The sequence below is a fragment of the Butyrivibrio proteoclasticus genome, from assembly GCF_900115735.1.
GTDB classification, from domain to species: Bacteria; Bacillota; Clostridia; order Lachnospirales; family Lachnospiraceae; genus Butyrivibrio; species Butyrivibrio proteoclasticus_B.
The window spans coordinates 16,934-36,530 of the sequence record NZ_FOXO01000031.1 but is presented as its reverse complement, the minus strand read 5'-3'; the positions used below and the strand labels follow the sequence as shown (position 1 = coordinate 36,530).

13 protein-coding genes are annotated in these 19,597 nt (G+C 40.6%); 12 read left to right on the top strand and 1 reads right to left on the bottom strand.

Annotated elements, in window-relative coordinates; all coding sequences use genetic code 11:
• Window position 1: 1 nt before the first annotated feature.
• Complete coding sequence (locus BM146_RS15510; protein WP_074891030.1) at window positions 2–1,567, bottom strand: response regulator; 1,566 nt, start codon at window positions 1,565–1,567, stop codon at window positions 2–4.
• 140 nt (window positions 1,568–1,707) lie between these two features.
• On the opposite strand from BM146_RS15510, the gene BM146_RS15505 reads away from it, so the two are divergent.
• From BM146_RS15505 to BM146_RS15450, 12 genes are all read left to right on the top strand, one after another.
• Complete coding sequence (locus BM146_RS15505; protein WP_074891028.1) at window positions 1,708–3,135, top strand: ABC transporter substrate-binding protein; 1,428 nt, start codon at window positions 1,708–1,710, stop codon at window positions 3,133–3,135.
• A 66-nt stretch (window positions 3,136–3,201) separates the two neighbouring features.
• Window positions 3,202–4,140, top strand: coding sequence for a carbohydrate ABC transporter permease (locus tag BM146_RS15500; protein ID WP_074891026.1), 939 nt, complete (start codon window positions 3,202–3,204; stop codon window positions 4,138–4,140).
• 14 nt (window positions 4,141–4,154) lie between these two features.
• Entirely contained in the window at window positions 4,155–5,018 is an 864-nt protein-coding gene (locus tag BM146_RS15495) for a carbohydrate ABC transporter permease (RefSeq protein ID WP_074891023.1), read from the top strand.
• A gap of 38 nt (window positions 5,019–5,056) precedes the next feature.
• Entirely contained in the window at window positions 5,057–7,666 is a 2,610-nt protein-coding gene (locus tag BM146_RS15490; RefSeq protein ID WP_207649938.1) for a hypothetical protein, read from the top strand.
• Between the two features lie 189 nt (window positions 7,667–7,855).
• Complete coding sequence (locus tag BM146_RS15485) at window positions 7,856–9,496, top strand: glycosyl hydrolase family 28 protein (RefSeq protein ID WP_074891018.1); 1,641 nt, start codon at window positions 7,856–7,858, stop codon at window positions 9,494–9,496.
• A 333-nt stretch (window positions 9,497–9,829) separates the two neighbouring features.
• Window positions 9,830–11,170: a DUF2130 domain-containing protein gene (locus tag BM146_RS15480; protein ID WP_177201698.1), complete on the top strand. Its 1,341-nt coding sequence runs from the start codon at window positions 9,830–9,832 to the stop codon at window positions 11,168–11,170.
• A 25-nt stretch (window positions 11,171–11,195) separates the two neighbouring features.
• Window positions 11,196–12,551: an MATE family efflux transporter gene (locus BM146_RS15475; protein ID WP_074891014.1), complete on the top strand. Its 1,356-nt coding sequence runs from the start codon at window positions 11,196–11,198 to the stop codon at window positions 12,549–12,551.
• Between the two features lie 37 nt (window positions 12,552–12,588).
• Window positions 12,589–14,271 (top strand): spermidine synthase, encoded by a 1,683-nt coding sequence (locus BM146_RS15470; protein WP_074891012.1) that lies wholly within the window; start codon window positions 12,589–12,591, stop codon window positions 14,269–14,271.
• A 130-nt stretch (window positions 14,272–14,401) separates the two neighbouring features.
• Window positions 14,402–16,399 carry a methyl-accepting chemotaxis protein gene (locus tag BM146_RS15465; RefSeq protein ID WP_074891010.1) on the top strand — a complete coding sequence of 666 codons (1,998 nt, stop codon included), beginning with the start codon at window positions 14,402–14,404 and terminating at the stop codon, window positions 16,397–16,399.
• Between the two features lie 13 nt (window positions 16,400–16,412).
• A complete protein-coding gene (locus BM146_RS15460) occupies window positions 16,413–17,402 on the top strand; it encodes a substrate-binding domain-containing protein (RefSeq protein ID WP_074891007.1) in 990 nt (329 codons plus the stop codon).
• Window positions 17,403–17,618: 216 nt separating this feature from the next.
• Window positions 17,619–18,911 carry a chloride channel protein gene (locus BM146_RS15455; protein ID WP_074891005.1) on the top strand — a complete coding sequence of 431 codons (1,293 nt, stop codon included), beginning with the start codon at window positions 17,619–17,621 and terminating at the stop codon, window positions 18,909–18,911.
• A gap of 186 nt (window positions 18,912–19,097) precedes the next feature.
• The gene (locus BM146_RS15450) at window positions 19,098–19,355 is read left to right on the top strand and encodes a hypothetical protein (protein WP_022775998.1); all 258 of its coding nucleotides are present in this window, start codon (window positions 19,098–19,100) and stop codon (window positions 19,353–19,355) included.
• Window positions 19,356–19,597: the final 242 nt, after the last annotated feature.

Below are 19,597 nucleotides of genomic sequence, written 5' to 3'. Positions count from 1 at the left end.
ACTATTTGCTCTGAAAATCAGAAGGAGTGCATCCGTATATATTTTTGAAGGCTCTGGAAAATGATCTGTAGTCGCTATATCCAAGTGAGTCTGCGACTTCCATTACAGTCTGATTATCGCTTCTAAGGGCAGCTGCCGCATACTCCATTTTTGTCTGAAGCAGAAAATCACGAAGGTTTGCCCCGGTTTTTTCCTTGAAATAAGTCGCAAAATATGAAGGGGACAGATGCACGTTTCTTGCTATGTCTTCAAGCTTTATGCGCTTTGCAATATTATCTTTGATGTATTTTTGGGAAGCGACAATAATGTCATCTTCAACAGAGCTTATATCCACGCGTTTTTCTGATTGCGGATTGGAATAGCCGTAGATGGCATCAACCATGTCTGATAGTTTACAAAAAGTATTGCTGAGCCAATCGATAATCTGGTCAGTATTTGTACACTGATACAGCTCCTGACTTCCTGCAAAATCAGTTATATTCTCCTGAAGAAAATTGGAGAACTCCTTTTGTATTTGGGCAAAGAGCGCGTAACACATGCTAAAAACATAGTTTGGCGGAGGCATTTTTACATATAAGAGACTGTTAAAAAAGTCTTTACAAAAATTGCGTATTGAATCTTTGTCTCTTTTAACTATGAACTGGACAAGTGGAAGGCAGTCTATCTCCTGTAGTCTCAGAGTGGGAGGAGTTGTACATATGATATCACTTGGGAAAACTCTTGATGCTGAGTCAAACAGCTTGTAGCTTAGGGCAGTCATGGCTCTTCCGTATGAGTAAGAAGCATTTGTCAGTTGGTTTACAATGTCACCGATTCCTATAGTGGTTCCGGGGCAAAACTCTGACATTACCTCAACAATTTTCATGGCAATGCGAAAAGAAGTTTCCTCTGTAATATTAAAAATTGCTCCGAGCTTAATTGAATCAATCTGCCAGAAAACATGTTTAGTGTTTGAAAATGTCTCATTTAATTTATGTAACATTTTCTCAGGTTCTGTAAGCTCAATATTGGTCTGAATGACCATTACGTAACAGTTTCCCATACCGATTGACAAATCAAGGCTCTGAAGAAAACTGCTTATTGCTGAGGAATCAGTATATTTGCCATCTATCAGACGATTGAAATTGTTGTCTATAAGATGCTGCGTATACTTCTGATTTATTGGCATCTGACTGTGCCTTGAGTGTTCAAGACATATCTGTCCGATCTGGTTATTAAGTTCCTCGGCATTTACAGGTTTAAGAAGGTAGGCTTTGGCTCCGTGGGAAATGGCTTCCTGTGCATAAGAAAATTCCCCAAAACCACTAAGGATAATAAAATCTGTCCTGATCTTGTTGGCTCTTGCCTCGCGAATAATGTCAAGACCGCTCATTCCCGGCATGTTAATATCAACGATGGCAAAATCCGGCTGCCATTCAAGAAGAAGCTTTAATGCTTCTACGCCGTCCATGGCGGTTCCGATGAGCTTTATCTGATATCGGTCAAAATCTATTACTTCCTGTAATCCGTTTAAAACTGACTGTTCATCATCAACCAGAATGGCAGTGATGGTCTTGTAATCCTCCATTTTTTTTCCTCCAATAGATATTTTATTCTATCATTTATATGAAAAAAGTGTTACATAGTGAGTTGAAAAAGTCCTTTAGATAAAAAAATGCGAATGATAACATTTTTATAACAAATGTTTACAGTGAACAGGAGGGAAAAATGAAAAAGAAACTTTTAAGCAGCATTTTGGCTGCAACAATGGTTGTTTCACTTGCAGCTTGCGGAAGCGCTTCATCTGACACTACTGCTACTACAACTGAGACAGGTGATACACAGACTGCTGAAGCAGATACTACTGAAGCTGCTGCCACAACACAGACAGCATCAGGAGACGGCATCACAATAACAATGTGGACAAATGACCGTCATGACATGGACTACATTCAGTCAGCTATTGATACATTTAACTCAACCAATACAGATGGTATTACGGTAGAGTTCCAGACAGTAACTGACAACTATGCCAATCAGATCCAGCTTGCATATCAGGGCGGAACAGCACCTGACATTGTAACAGGTAACGGTTCTGATATTTCAATCAACAATTTTGCTGATACAGGAATCGTTATTCCTCTTAACGATTACATCTCAGCAGATGAAGAATATCAGAAGGTCAATGACCCATACAATCATATGTATGAAGGCTACAACGTAAAGGATGGAAACATCTACAGCGTATATTCGGGAGTTCGTTCAGGTGTAAGAGTTGAGTATAATACATCTCTTATTACAGAAGAAATACCATCAATACTTTCGGATTATGTGGCACTTGCTCAGAAGGTAACAGATGAAGGCGCAGGTCAGTATTATGGAATCGGTCTTACATCATCAGGTCCTTTTGGAAGACTTCTTGAAGCATCAGCTCAGATGTCAGGAATTTACCCATACGACTATGTAAACGGTAAATTTGATTTTTCAGGATTCAAAGAAATCGTAGAAGCCGGTAAGGGACTTGTAGCTGCTGCATACCCTGATCAGCAGGGTGTTGATAACATGAGAGCTCTTTTCGCAGAAGGACAGTTCGCTCTTTGGAGCAACGCTTCGCAGGAAGTTTCAGTATTTACAAACCAGATTCCTGTAACAGGCTTTGAGTGGGGTGTTGCTGAAGTTCCTACACTTGATGGTACAGTAAAGGGTGCGCTTAACATGGTTCCTCAGAAGGGCTACTACATTCTTTCATCAAGCCCTAACCAGGATGCAGCATGGAAGGTTATTTCTTACCTTCAGTCAGAGGAAGTTATGAAGTCTTACCTTGAGAATGGATATTGTCTTCCTATAACAGATTACATGGCTGGCATCATCGACAGTTCACAGACAGGAAGAATGGTGGATTTTGCAACACAGGACTATGAAGATGTATATCCTCCGACACCTTCAATCAACCTCACAGGTGATGATTACGGAACCGTTCTTTGGAATGCCGTAATGGGTTATGTGGATGTTGATGAAGCTATCGAAGATCTGAATACCCGTTATAACGAAGCACTTGAAGCTGACGTTGCATCAGGAACTGTCAAGAGACTTGTAATCAAAGATTATGATCCGCTTCACCCAAGTAAGGGAACTGCTGAATATCTTTCAGAGTAATACGGAGTAAAAAACTAAAAGGGGATCTTTAAGGTCCCCTTTTTCTAAGAGAAAAGGGGCATTAGTATGGCTGGTAATGATGGAAGAGGCAAAAAAAGAATCAAGTTAAGATCAGGCGGTTCTCACGAGGGATTAGCTTCTTTTTTGATGTTGCTGCCTGCAATCATTTTTTTAATAGTTTGTTCAATATATCCTTTCATATGGATATTCAGATATATCTGTTACAACTACAACGGTTTTACTGCCACATATACAGGGGCAGCAAACTTTGAGAGAATGCTTTCAGACAAGACATTTTGGATGAGCGTTGTCCATACTTTTGAGTATGCATTTTATAAGCTATTGTTTATTATTCCTTTGGCGCTTATAATCGCGGTCATTCTTCATACCAAGATTATGGGATCAAATGTTTTCAGAGGAGTGTACTTCATGCCAACTGTAATAAGTTCATCAATTGCAGGCATGATATTCACATTTATTTTTGCAACTAAAAACGGCATTTTAAATTCTGTTTTACAATCCTTGCATATTGTATCATCGCCGATTCCATGGCTCACCGGAACAAATGTCGTAATGGCGGCAGTGACAATTCTGGCTATATGGGGCGGCTTTGGTAATTACATGCTGTACTTTACATCAGGAATGGATTCCATTTCAAATGATGTATATGAGTCAGCCAAAATAGATGGAGCAAACGGTGTTCAGACATTTTTCTATGTGACACTTCCTATGCTTTCTCCGGTACTTAAAGTTGTTCTGATGCTTGCAATTACAGGAGCATTTAAAGACTATGAGGCAATTATGGTCCTCTCCGATGGTGGCCCGGGTAACAGATCAATGGTTATGTTCCTTTACATTTACAGAATGATATTTGGTTCTACCACTTCAACGGCCGCAGTACAGATTGGATATGGAGCTCTTTTGTCAGTGGTAGCTGCAGTAATCGTTGGTATAGTGACTGCTATATATCTTTTCATTTCAAGAAAACTGGATGATGTAGTATAAGGAGGCGAGAAAAGATGGAAGGACATGCGGTTGTATCAACAAAAGGTAAAATAATAAATACAATAGTATGGATACTGCTTCTTTTTCTGGCAGTACTTACTATTTTCCCGGTTCTATATGTAGTATTCGGATCATTTAAGGAAAATGCCGAACTTCTTGTAGGTGGAAGCAATATATTCCCTAAAAAGTGGATTATTGATAACTATATATCTGCGTGGAATCAGGCAAATTTCGCCGTATATACCAAGAACAGTATATTTCTTGCGCTTGGAGTAATGATTGTTTCTCTGGTGAATGCAAGTATGGCAGGTTACGTTTTCTCCCGCAGTAAATTTAAGGTAAAAGAACTTGTTTATTCACTTTTTGTAATGTTCATGTTTATAAATGTGGGATCTGTTTCACTTCGCCCTATGTATGAACTTGCAATAAAACTTCACCTTAACACCTCTCTTTTGGCGGTTGTTCTGATTTCCGCAGGTGGCGGACAGGCTACATACATTTTTCTGAGCAGAGGATTTGTAAATTCTATTCCGAAAGAGCTTGATGAAGCAGCAAAGATAGACGGATGTACTTTTTTTCAGACATTCTATATGGTAATTCTTCCTCTTCTGAAACCTGTAATGGGAACGATAGCTCTTTTATCATTCAGACAGGGATGGAATGAATATATACTGCCATTAGTATTCACAATGACCAACGATGCCAAGAGACCTCTTACAGTTGGCGTCAATATGTTAAAGAATGCAGGAGATGGTACTGCAGCTTGGAACATCATGTTTGCAGGAGCAAACATTGCGATAATTCCTATGCTGGTGATCTACTGCATATTCAGCAGAAACTTTATGAGTGGTATGACAAGCGGAGCTGTTAAAGGATAAAAAAGATGCCGCAGGGTAAGTCCTGCGGCATCTTTTTCGTGACTATTAACAGAACGAAAAAGCATTATTTAGAGGAGATGAAGATAGCTATGGACAGATGGAAACTAGGATATGAAGGATTTGTTTGTCAGTATATGGTTTCGGGGCCAAAGGTGAGCGATTATGAGTCAGATATTATTGATAAAGATCAGTTTAAATTAGAGGAACGTTTAAGAAAGCAGATTGCCAGGAACCTGATAATGAAAGATGACGCAGGAATTGATATTGGCAGTGGGAAAGCGTTGGCCGGTGAAAAGTCATATATTGGCAGTGGGAAAGCGTTGGTCGGCGAAAAGTCAGACATTTGCTGTGAGTGGGAAATAGCAGCAACTTTAGGGAATGGATTTATAGATAAGTCTGCGTTTTATTCGACCTTAAAGAAAATAGAACTTGAGGTGTCAACAGTTCTGGTAGCATCAGAAAGTACAAGGACTACAATTAGGCTATGGTCATATATGGCTGCGGCCTTATTCGTGAATGGCAATTATGAAGGCGGTACGGATACGCCCGTTTATAAGCCTATTAATTACAAAGATGTGGAAATAGAGCTTAATAAAGGTGAAAACGAAGTTCTTATCAAGTGCTTAAACTTAGGGGTTAGGGATACCAGAAATATTGTCGGAGTACAGGTTCTTGATAAAAGAGAAAAGATTTGTGTCACTTTACCTGACAAAAGGATCAGGGAAAAGGTATATGAAAATTTAAATGAGCTGGGAAATCTGAAATATGAAGACGGAAAGCTTTATCTTGGATTAAAGGAATACACAATTTCTTTTCCAAAATGGAAGAGTGACTATGAAGATGGAAGCGAGAATGAAAGCGTTAAGGGAACAGGGGAATTTGTAATTCCCGACGGCAAAGAATCTGTGAGAGTGTCCTGTGAAAACCTTGTGGGAGGAGCTTCGTACACAATAGGAAGAACTATTGAACTTTCCGACAGAATAGGCTCTTTTGTTGAAAAACAGAAAGAAAAAGCAGATAAGCAGAGGTATTTAAAGACAATAGCAGAGGTAAAGTCTGCAAACCGCGGAGAATTTGGCTTTTCCATTATGAATATTCTGGCAAGAAAAGCTTTGGGAATAGATGATCCTTTAGACAGGAAGAGATTTTTTGATGATCTTGATCTTGTGGAGAAAAGAGTTGATTGTGCGGATTTTCTTTTATGCGGGATTATCAGATATATAAAGAATTATGAAGTTGATGAAGAATTGGCTTCAAGAATTCGGGAAGTATTATTAAACTTCAGATATTTGATGAATATGGAAGGCAGCGATGGAATGTGCTTTTGGAGCGAAAACCATTCATTGATGTTTTATTCATGCATGATGTTTGCCGGAAATATGTACCGTGATGATGTTTTTACAAGATCAGGGATGACCGGAAAAGAGCTTTCTTTATACGGTGAGAGAAAAGTTTTGGAATGGCTTAAGGATGTTGAAGAGTATGGATTTGAAGAGTTTCTTAGTGCCACATATACCAATGTTACTTTTGGAGCTTTATTAAACCTTGTGGATTTTGCAGATGAATCTATATCCAAGAGGGCGTCAAAGCTGTGTGACAGGATGCTTGAAGAGATTGCCATGCATTCATTTAAAGGAACTATGATTGCGCCAATGGGAAGGGTGTATCGCGGCGTAATATATCCTTTTAGAGAAGGTGTTCAGAGCCTGGTGCACATGATTAACAATGATGCTCCGTCAATAAGCGGTGAAGGATGGCTTTCTTATGTGGCAACCAGTAAGTACGTTTTTGACGAAAGATTAAAAGAGTTGATGGAAAAGCCTCTGGATACGTCATATAGTACAGGCAATGCGCTTATAAATATAAAAAAGACAGAGGACTATTGTCTTACTTCCGTTCAGTCTCCGAGATCAGATGGCTATAAAAGGTGGAAAAATGAGAAAGGAGATTTTCCTCTCGATTCTCATGCTTGGTTAAAGGCTGCCAATGAGAGTTTTCATGGCACTACATTTTTTGAGCCTGGAACATATGGCTATCAGCAGCATATGTGGTACGCAGCACTTTCAGCAGAAGCAGTTGTATTTATCAATCATCCCGGATGCATGGCAGAAGGCTCAGGAATGAGACCCGGATACTGGCATGGAAATGGCGTGATGCCTGCCCTTAGGCAGCAGGGCAATGTGCTTGGCGGAATTTATAAGATTCCGGATGAGCATCCTGTGGGCTTTGTGCATATATATCTGCCTGAAAAGAGATTTGATGAGGTCTGCGAATTTGAAGATATCAGAAGTGTGATCGGTGCGTTGCCATTTGGTACTGAAAATGCTGCCGTGAAGTCAAATGGCGAGGGCAATAGTTCGTGGCTGTTCCTCAGAAAGGCAGAAGGATATCTTGCGATTTGGTGCAGTGAAAAACCTTACAAATACTCTGATATGATATTTGACAGTGAGCTTAGGATAGCCTCAAGAAATTCAGCTTATGTTGTGATCTGTGGAAGTAAAGCTGAGGACGGATCTTTTGAGGATTTCAGGAATAAAGCTGTTTCTTTTGCACCTTATTACGACAAAAATTGTGGAAAACTTTTTGTTTCAGGAACCGAATATATGAAATACGTAAAAGGAACAGATAAGACGCAATATGTAATATAATGATGACAGGGGATCGAAGTCATCATGCATTCATGCTTGCATGATATGCTTTATGACATTGAGACCCGCAAAACATGAGGAAGTAGCACTTGTGCGAATTACGAATGTTTTAGAATTGCGAGAGTGATTTATCACGGAGCAATTCGTGTCATCATAAAATGCTATAAGAATCGCGGAGGAGAAGCAGGTATGCAGATAGATAAGGCGACAATGCCTGATAATGGTGTGATCTATGAGGGCGATTATTACAGAGGAATTCCGTATGGGCAGTATATAAGGCAGCAGGGCCTACCTGACAAGAATATGTCGAAGGTATTTGATATAAGAGACTTCGGAGCAGTAGCTGATGGAATGACAGTTAATACGGAAGCTGTTCAAAAGGCTGCTGATGCGGCTAAAAGTTCAGGCGGCGGAGTAGTGCTGGTGGATGGCGGATGGTATATTTCAGGTACTGTTAAGATCTATGACAATACTACTTTGTGGATAACCGGGGATAGTGCTCTGGTTGCATCCAAAGACCATGACAATTTTGTAGATGCGTTTGTGATCCTTGATAATGCGGAGAATGTCCGCGTTACAGGTGGTGGAAGGATTTATGGTAGCGGAGAATACTTTGTTTATTTGCCTCTTAAGAAGCCTCTTTTGACACCTCTTGAAAAGATCAAACAGCCACCATTGCTATACGATCCTATGGGATATCCTGTGGATACTATGAGATATGCGATCAGAAGCCGCATTCGCTACGCTGAGGATAAATATGGAAATGGTCAGCCAAAGATCAAGAGACCAATGTATATGCTGTGGGCTAATGGTTGCAAGAATGTGATCATTGAGAATGTCATCCTGGAGGATTCTATGGACTGGAATCTGTGCATTGATGGTTGCGACAATGTGAAGGTTTCAAATGTAGTAATCAACGGAAATCGCCACGTGGCAAACACTGATGGTATTGATGTTATGGGCAGTGAGGATGTTGAAGTTACACATTGTTTTATTTCAACTGCAGATGACGGACTGTGCGTTAAGGCTCCAAGGGTCCACGACCACGACGGATTAAATGTGGCTTCCGAAGGAAAAATGCGTGGCACGAAGAATGTACGCTTTTCAGACTGCACGGTTCTTAGCGTTGCCAATGCTTTTAAGATTGGGACAGAGACTTACTTTGACATTGAAAATGTGACATGCGAGAATTGTCATTTCTTCTTGGATATCTATCCCGGAACCTGCTCCGGAATTGCTATTGAATCTGCCGATGGTAGCAATGTAAAAAATGTTACTGTGAGAAATATCACCATGGACAACGTTGCATGTCCGCTGTTTATCTGTCTTTGCAAGAGAAATAAGTTTGGATATGTTGATGCAGAGGATGAGAAGAAGCGCTTTTTGGGCGGCTCTATTGAGGGCGTGACTATCGAGAATATCAAGGCTGTAAATGCTGAAGTGCCGTCAATTGTGACGGGATATAGGATGACACGGAAGCAGATGGAAGCTCTTTTAGCCAAGGAAGGGGTATCTGAGATAGTAGCTGGCGGAATTGTTGCTGATGAATGTGAATTTAATGAAAATGATTCTTCGGATAATATAATTGGAAAAAATCTTGGGGAAATCATGATCAGTGACTTTGAAGTGGTATATAGAGACGACAAGGAAGAGATAAATCTTTTACCTGAAGTACATGAGAATGTCACTGATTATCCTGAGAACAGTGCCATGGGCGATGTGCCGGCATACGGCCTGTTTATCAGGCATGCACCGAAGTGTACGTATTCCAATGTTCATATTGTTCCGCGTGGCATGAATACAAGGGAATGCATAGTAGAAGAATTGTAAAAAAGATGTTGCGAAGCAAACCATGTCTGATATAATCTAAATAAAGAAGCGGTAACCCCGCTTGATATGAACTGTAGCTACAAAGTTATAACCGCTAGTCCGGTCAAGAACAGGGCGGTTACTTCTTTATTGATACAATGAGTGTTGCAAGTGCAAGTAAAACTAAGGTGTAAGTAAACATATCTGCAAAGCTCACCATTGGCATCACCTCCTCGCATATGCGAGGCTACCGCTCCACATGTAATAATAGCATGTGGAGTTTTTTAATACAAGAACAAATGTTCGAACAAAAATTCGCTATAATATGTAAAGGATTTGATGGAGGATATTGATATGGCAGAACTTAAGTGCCCACATTGCGGGCAGGCATTTACAGTTGATGATACAGAGCTCAGTTCGATCGTTCAGCAGATAAGGGATAAAGAGTTTGAAAAAGACCTGGACAGACGAACGAGTGAGCTTGAGAAACACCTCCAGGAGAAGCATGCTCTGGAGATGGCTGCGCAGGAGGACAAGATCACTCTTAAGACCAAGCAGCAGTATGAGAAAGAGATTGAAAATCAGATCAAGATCATCGAAGAGTTAAAAACGAAACAGTATAAAGAGCTTGAAGAGCAAAACAAAAAAATAAATGAATTAAAAGAGGAGAAGGCTGCAGAAATTGAGCAGTTAAAAGACAAGCTCCGTGAAGCTCAGGAGAAGAACAGTAAGCTCCAGCTTGAGATAGAAAGCACTTCTGACAAGACCAGGCTTGCGGTTCTGGAGGCGGTAAAAAAGGTTGAGGATGAAAAGCATGAACTTGAGAGTTCATTTAACGAGAAGGCAAGAGACCTTGAAAATGCGCTGACCCAGGAAAAAGAAAAGGGCAAGATCCTTCTTGAGCAGAAGGAAAAAGAAGTAGAGTTCTATAAAGACTTAAAGACCAAGATGTCCACAAAGATGGTTGGAGAGACCCTTGAGCAGCACTGTGAGATTCAGTTTAATCAGCTCCGTGCCACAGCTTTTAGGAATGCGTATTTTGAAAAAGACAATGATGCAAGAACCGGAAGTAAGGGTGATTACATCTATAGGGAAACAGATGAGAACGGGGTAGAGATCATATCTATCATGTTCGAGATGAAGAACGAGATGGATGAAACTGCCACTAAACATAAAAACGAGGATTTCTTTAAGGAACTTGATAAGGATAGAAAAGAAAAAAACTGCGAATATGCGGTTTTGGTATCTCTTCTCGAAAGTGACAGTGAGCTGTATAATGCAGGAATAGTTGATGTTTCTTACAAGTATGACAAGATGTACGTTGTAAGACCACAGTGCTTCATTCCAATGATCACGCTTTTAAGAAATGCAGCTCTTGGCGCACTTTCATACAAGCAGGAGCTGGCAGCAGTCCGTAATCAGGATATTGATATCTCCAATTTTGAAGATTCTCTCATGAAGTTTAAGGATGACTTTAGTAGGAATTACGAAATTGCTCATAAGCATTTTGACACCGCGATTGATGAGATTGATAAGACCATCCAGCATCTTGAGAAGGTTAAAAAAGAGCTTCTTGGAAGCGACAATCAGCTCAGAATTGCCAACAGCAAGGTGGATGATGTCAGTGTAAAAAAGCTTACAAGGAACAATCCTACTATGAAGGCAAAGTTCGATGAGCTGAAAGAACAAAAATAAATAAAGAAAACAGGTTAGATTATTAATGGCAACACAAAATAGAAGAGAATACTTGACAACAACACCGGTACCAAAGCTTATTTTGTCTTTGTCTGTCCCGACTATCATAAGCATGCTGGTAACGGCTATTTATAACACGGCAGATACATTTTTTGTAGCAAGGGTGTCATCTGACCCTGTGGTCAATACTGCAGCCACTGCATCAGTAGGACTTGTATTTACAGTAATGGCACTTATTCAGGCAACGGGATTTTTCTGTGGTCATGGTTCCGGCAATTTCCTTTCCAGAATGCTGGGGGCCGGCAATCACAAAGAAGCCAATGAGATGGCATCTACCGGATTTGCACTGTCACTGATTTTGGGAGTTATATTTGCGGTAGTCGGAAATATTTATATGAAAGAAATTGCACAGTTTCTTGGCGCCACAAGCACAACCATGCAGTTTACCATGGATTACATGAGGATAATCCTGTTTGGAGCTCCTTTCATGATGGCTCAGTTTGTTATCAACAATCAGCTGCGATTCCAGGGAAGTGCTGTATACGCCATGATTGGGCTTATGTGCGGCGCTGTCATGAACATTGTTCTTGATCCCCTTCTTATTCTGGTTTTCCACATGCAGGTAAGAGGTGCTGCAATCGCTACTGTAATTGGACAGATTACAAGCTTTATTGTTCTTTTAATTGGAACCAGCAAGGGCGAAAATATCAAGCTTAATATAAAAAATGTTCATATCAATGGCTATTATCTAAAAGAAATTGTAAATGGCGGTGCGCCTTCTTTGTTTAGACAGGGAATGGCAGCTATAGCCACTCTTATCCTAAACAGAACGGCTGGTGCTATTGGGCAAGACGCTGCAATCGCAGGCATGTCTGTTGCCGGAAGAGTCATGATGATGATGGCTTCTGCTCTTATCGGATTTGGACAGGGATATCAGCCTGTTTGCTCATTTAACTATGGAGCTGGACTAACTAAGAGGGTAAAAGAGGGATTCATTTTCTGTGTGAAGTATTCAACAGTATTTCTCGTTGGAATAGGCGTTGTATGCTTTATTTTTGCACCGGATATAATAGCTCTTTTCTCCAAAAATCCGATGGCGATGGAGGTTGGCGTGGCAGCGCTAAGATTTCAGGCCTGCACGTTGCCGTTTTCAGGAACCATTGTTATCAGCAACATGATGCTTCAGTCTATTGGAAAAGGGGTCAAAGCTTCCATAATGGCATCATCAAGAAATGGTCTATTCTTTATACCTATGATATTGATATTACCTCCATTATTAGGTATTCTTGGAGTTGAGATGGCGCAGTCCTGTGCCGATGTGCTTTCTTTTGGACTGGCTATTCCCCTTGCCGCTTCAGAGCTAAAAAAATTTAATGACTGATACAGGCAATAAAAAATGAGAAGTGTTGGGTGAGTAAATGAAACATAAGAAAATATTGAAAAACAAGTTATTTCTTTATTTGACAGAGTTCTTTTCAGGAATGTCTGTCATGGCGGTAGAACTTGGAGCAAGCAGGCTACTGGCGCCGTATTTTAGTTCATCGCAGATTGTCTGGACTATAATAATCGGAACGATTATGATAGCCATGGCGCTTGGCAATATCTACGGCGGTCGAAAAGCCGATAAGGACAAGGATCCCGGAAAGCTCTACGGAAGGGTTCTGATTGCAGCCCTTTGGATTGCACTGATTCCTGTTGTTGGAAAGTACATAATACTTGGAATTTCAGCAATTCTGGTATTTACTGTTAATTCGAATTTTCTCGTGATCGCAGCTTTTGCGGCATGTATGATCGTGTTTGTTTATCCATTGTTTTTGCTTGGAACTGTTACACCGAGCCTTGCAAAATATACAACGGATTCCCTTGAAGATAACGGAAGAATCATCGGAACTCTTGGGGCTTTCAATACGGTAGGAAGCATCATCGGTACTTTTGCTCCTACATTTATAACCATCCCTGCAGTTGGAACTTCAGTTACATTCCTTATTTTCGCAGGTGTTTTGGTAGCACTTTGCGTTTGTTATTTTCTAAGTCCTGATGAAGCTGACGCTGCTTCTAATGAGAATTTGGAAAAAGAAAAATCTCAAAAAAAAAATCTAAGTAGAGTAATAGCAGGAATGCTGATATTTACAATATGCTGCATTTTTGGACATAGCACCAGCTTTGCTTTTTGGGAAAGTGGTCTTACCTATGAAGGCGAGTCTGTATACAACTATCTTCAGGTAAAAGAAACACCAAATTCCGTAATTCTTTCAACAAACGTTCTCTTTGGAGTTCAGTCGGTTCTGGTAAAAGATGGCGCGCTGACCGGCATGTATTATGACTATGCCATGGCAGCTCCTTACATGTGCGGAGTAAAAGACAAGGCAGAAAATGGTGAGGATTTGGATGTACTTATCCTTGGAATGGGATCAGGCACATATGCGACACAGCTTAGCAGATATTTTGATAATGTAAATATCACAGGTGTTGAGATTGATGATAAGATCACAGATCTTGCACATAAGTATTTTGAACTGCCGGACACTACTTCAGTTACCACGTACGATGGTAGGGCCTATCTGGCAGCAGTCAGTGATCAATATGATGTCATAATGGTTGATGCATATCAGGACATAACTATTCCATTTCAGATGTCATCTGTGGAGTTCTTTTCACTGGTAAAAGAACATTTGGCACCCGGCGGAGTTATGGTGGTTAACATGAATATGTACAGTGAAGAGTCCCAAAGTGGAAGCCAGGAAGCCACGATCAACACGTATCTGGCAGACACCATTTCATCGGTGTTTGAGAACGTTGTAGTAGTTGATGTACCAGGTGCAACTAATAAAGAGCTGTTTGCTACTGAGTCAGATGAGTTCCTTACTAAACTGAAGAGCAATGCGGCAAAAGAGCAAAATGAAAAACTGGCGGCAATGATGGAGAGAGCTCTTTTGACTGTAACAGAGTATGAAGCAGGTAAGAATATCATGACTGATGACAAGGCGCCTGTTGAACTACTTGGTATGAGACAGATTGACTCAATAATAAAGGATGAAGTACAGTATTACAAAGAAATTTACAAAGCAAATGGAATTGAAGGGCTAATTAATAGTCTGTAAATTGTCTGAAAAATGTATAAATTAGTGCGGAATCAAGCACATTCCTAAATTGTTGATGCTATAATGAACATGCATTACAAGTTTAGTAATGTGCTATTTTTGTGTCCGCGAAAGCGAGAAAGAGAGAAAAATGGGTGAAAAAACTGAAAAGAAGAAAAAAACAAAAAAGATAAGTACTAAGCTTATTTGCTACATCGTTCCGCTTGTATCGGCGATGGTTATAGCGCTTGTCCTTGTGGCGTCGCTGCTTTCAAAGAGCAGGATGACTGAGATGGCGAATGAAACTCTTGAGTCGTCTATTTCGAATCAGGCTGACAATATTGAGGCATGGCTTAGTGAGAATCTGCAGTTTTTTAGCACAGTTAAGTATTTTATTGAGAAAGAAAATCCTGCAGACGAAGAACTTTCAGGAATGCTGGATATGTTTTATGGTTACAACTCCAGCTGTCCAAACGGTTTGTATGTTGGAACGTCAAATGGAAAGCTTATAAAAGCGTCTAAATCTGAAACTACTGAGTCGGATGTTCTTGGAAGTGCATGGTATAAGCAGGGTATCACAAGAGTGGACATGGCCTATGGCGGAGCACATTCTGATGCAAACGGTACAACAGTTATCAGTGCTACAGGTATTTTAGATATGGAAGGAGATGAGCTGAAGGTCCTTGCAGCTGACGTGCCACTTGACGCCATCAGTATCATCGTTAATTCCGGTGTAAAAATGACAAATGCAAGCTCTTTCCTTGTGGATAAGTCTGATTACACAATTCTTGCACATAGAAATTCAAGCCTTGTATCAACAAAGCTGACCGGTTCATCATCAGATGCTTTTCTTGATGGGGCCTACAGAAAACTTTCAGTAGGCGATTATACAACGGAAGAAATTGCAACTTACATGACAGCTTTTAAGGAAATTGAAGGAACTGACTGGGTGCTTGTATCATATATTCCTACAAGTATTATCCTAAGAGCAATAACACAGATGAGTAATCTTCTTATCATTATCGGTATTATCGCAGTTGTTCTTATAGTTGTTTCAATTCTCTATGTAGTTAGAAGAGTTATTGCTCCTCTTGGACACATTACCGAGAATATTACAGCTATGTCAGAGGGAGATTTTACAATCGAAGTTAATTCTGAGAGCAATGATGAGATTGGAATCATGGGAGGAAAGGTTACAGATTTTGTCGCTTCCATGAGAAAAATGCTTAGAAGTATCAGCGAGGAATCAGAGAAACTCAGACAGGAGTCTGACAGCAGTGATCAGGTTTCGCGAACAATGTATGATGCTTCTCAGGCTCAATCAGAGGCTATGAAGCAGCTAAATGAAACAGTTGATCAGCTTGCAACAGCGGTTAATGATATTGCGCAGAATGCAACAACTCTTGCAACTATTGTTTCTGACACAAGAGATAATAGTGACAAGGCCAATGAGAGCATGAAGGAAACTGTTGAGATATCTAAAAAAGGCCGTCAGGATATGGAGAAACTCAGTACAGCCATGCAGGATATCGAAGCTGCAAACAACGAGCTTGTTAATTCTATCAACAAGGTCGGAACAGCTTCTGAAGAGATCACAAATATTGTTGGAATGATTGGTGAGATCGCTGAGGAAACAAATCTTCTTTCTCTTAATGCCAGCATAGAAGCAGCCAGAGCAGGTGAAGCAGGAAAAGGCTTCGCTGTAGTTGCTACTCAGATCGGTAAACTTGCGCAGACATCAGCAGAAAGTGCTCAGAATATAGCAAACCTCATTGAAGAGGTGCACAAACTTATTGAGAATGCGGTAGGACAGGCACATGCCAGTGCTACAAGCATCCAGGAAAACAGTGAACTTATCGGTGTTGCCGTTGGTACTTTTGACCAGATTTATAACAATATTCAGGAATCCAACAAGCTTATTGAGAACATGATAGAAGATGTGCAGAAGGTTGATGATGTTGCAACCAATGTAGCAGCTATCTCTGAGGAGCAGGCGGCCAGTGCAGATGAGATCCTTGCTACATCAGAGAATATGGTTGAGATGGCTGAGAATATCACCAGAAGTAGTCAGGATGTGGCAGATAATTCTGAAGAACTTGCAGGAACCAGCCACACGCTCACTTCTTATGTTCAGAAGTTCAAGATTTGAGGAGGCTTGTAAGATGAAAAAGATTATTACAGTTCTTTTAACAGGATTATTGCTGGTTACGGTCATTGCAGGCTGCGGGGCTGCTTCAGGAGGATCAGCTGGCACAGGCGGTGGCGGAAAAGCAAAAATTCTTTTGATAATGAATGATGTTACTGATACATTCAGAGGCCAGCTTGCTGATGCGGTTACATCGGCTGCAACCAGCAGCGGAGCGACTGTTGATCTTGTTGAGACAGGCGGAAGTGTCGAGATGGAAGCAGAACTTGTTGCAAGTGCAGCATCAAAGGGATATACAGCAATAATTATGAGACCATCTGATGCCAGCACAGCTCTTCAGATGAATGTGGCAGCAGGAAATCTTCCAATCATCTATATCAATAACCAGCCTTCGGATGAACATCTTACTGCCGATAAATATATTTACTCAGGTTCAAGTGAGGAGCAGGCCGGACAGCTTCAGGCTGAATATGTCCTAAAAAAACTTGGCAATCCTTCAAGTCTCAATGTAATTATTTTTGAGGGAGAGCAGGGACATTCAGCTACAATCGGAAGAACTAATGCAGTTATCAAGACTCTTAAAGAAAATGGCTGCAACGCAACTTATGTATTTAAGGATTATGCAAACTGGTCTGACGCTGAAGCTGAATATAAGCTCGGAATCTTTATGAAGACAGGGCAGAGCGTTGATGCTGTTTTTTGTAATAATGACACGATGGCTCTTGGTGTTATCAGTGGAATGAAAAAATATGGTCTGGATTATACCAAGATTCCTGTGTGCGGCGTCGATGCAACAGCAGATGGCTGCGAGTCAATCTCTTCTGGTGAGATGGCATTTACGGTTCTTCAGAGCGCAGCAGGCCAGGGAGCTTCGGCTGTAAAGGCAGCGATAGCACTTGGAAGCGGCGGCACAATCGAGGGAATCGATTATGCTACAGAGGATCACAAATGTATCTATGTTCCATTTGAATCTGTAGATGCGTCCAATGTAAGCCAGTACAAGTAAAAAGTAATATGATAAATAAAGGGCAGTGCAGTGCAAAAAAAGCATTTCATTGCCCTGTTTTGCACATTATGAAAACTCAGATTTTAAATTTTGAAAGTTTTATGGTTATTCCAAAAAAGTATTACGAAACCGGGGCAAATATGTCATAATCCTAAAAATATCGCGGTATTGCCGTGCTATAAGTATTATTTTTTACAGAAGTTTGAGGTTAAGTGTATGGAAAATAAAGAAAAGAACAGCAATCCTATCGAGTACATCATTGATCATATGCCGGAGATGGATCTGATTGGGAGGATAAGAGTCTTTTTCAGGTGGATAATTCTGGGAAGTATCACGGGAATTGTGGTTGGAGCTATTGGTGCAGCCTTTGGCCGCGCAATAGTTTGGGCTACAGGTTTTAGAAATGAGCATGACTTTATTATTTTAGGGCTCCCTTTTGCAGGTCTTTTGATAGTGTTCCTGTACAGGCTCTGCAAGGATTACGAGGATAAGGGAACAAATCTTGTGATCAAGTCGATCCAGGCGGGGGAGAACCTACCTATTACAAAGGCTCCGCTTATTTTCATTTCTACGACTTTGACCCATTTATTCGGTGGTTCAACAGGTCGTGAGAGTGCGGCACTTCAGATGGGCGGAAGTATCGGCTACAATCTCGGCAAGCTGTTCAGGCTCAAAGATGGAAATATAAAGATCATCACTATGTGCGGTATGAGTGCTGCTTTCTCAGCACTTTTCGGAACGCCAATGACTGCCGCGTTTATGGCGATGGAGATTGAAAATGTAGGTATCATGTACTATTCAGCTCTTGTTCCCTGCGTTGTATCGGCTCTTGTAGCTTCGGGAGTAGCGGAGTTTTTGGGAGCGCAGGGAGAAATCTTTGCTGTAAACATAGTTCCGGAGTTTACAATTTACAATGCGATATTTACTGCAATTCTTGCAATTTTATGTGCAGTAGTCAGCGTGATCTTTTGCGACGTTTTGAAAACATCAGGACGACTTTATAAGAAGTTTTTTGCCAATCCGTATTTGAGAGTGTTTGTTGGCGGATGTATCGTTGCGGCTCTTACATTTATTTCCGGAACAAGGTACTACAACGGAGCTGGAATGAATGTGATTGAAATGGCTTTAAATGGTGATGCTCCTTACTTTGCATTTCTTTTGAAGATAATCTTTACAGCGCTGACTCTCGGCGCCGGCTATAAGGGTGGTGAGATTGTACCGGCTCTTTATATAGGCGCAACGTTCGGCTGCCTTTATTCACAGCTTTTAGGATTTGATCCGGCTCTTTGTGCTGCTATCGGAATGGGGGCACTGTTCTGCGGGGTAACTAACTGCCCTATTTCATCACTATTTATATGTTTTGAACTATTCGGATTCAAAGGCATGCCATATTACCTTTTGGCTGTTGCACTTAGCTATACCTTCTCCGGATACTCAAGCCTTTACAGCAGTCAGAAGATTGTTTATTCCAAGTTCCACAATAAGTATGTGAACAGGGATACGAACTGATCCACAGTGGTTACTGGAGCGAGCTGTATGCGAGTGAACAGTAACATGATTATTTTTACGCATAAAGTGTGTTGCCACTTAAGTAGTTATGTGATATATTATATGTAGTAATCAAAACTACATGCAATCATTTGAAAAACCACTTTTCTCATGATGACAAATAGAGACTTCAATTGGGAGGCAACTATGAACGCAAAAGAACTTCAGAAATATTTCAAAGAACACTTAGTACCATCAAAACTCTACAAAATTGGTGGACATCATAAGAATAGAATTTGCCTTGATAAAACTGAGAATGGTTGGGCTGTCTTTTTCCAGGATAAAAAAGAACGCATCGGAGTTATGAACTTTGTAGATGAAGCATCTGCCTGCAATTCCATGAAGGATGAACTCAGAAAGCTCATGGAGCAGATGTACGGAGTTACATGGGCTCAGGCCAGATGATTAAATGTGTGGATTTTCTGCGTGACAGATTCGCATATTCAGTATAGGCGACTAATTTAATAAAGTTAATATTTAAAGCTCACACTGGTTGAATGATCAGTGTGAGTTTTTTGTGTTTTTGGAAATTGCTTTGCGCCCTGAATTTATATTTTCCTCAATATTTTTTTAGGCTGGATTTAGGTTGTTTTTTTAGAATGGCAGTGTAGACAAAGAGAATGAGTTAAAAGAGCAGCCTAAAGGCA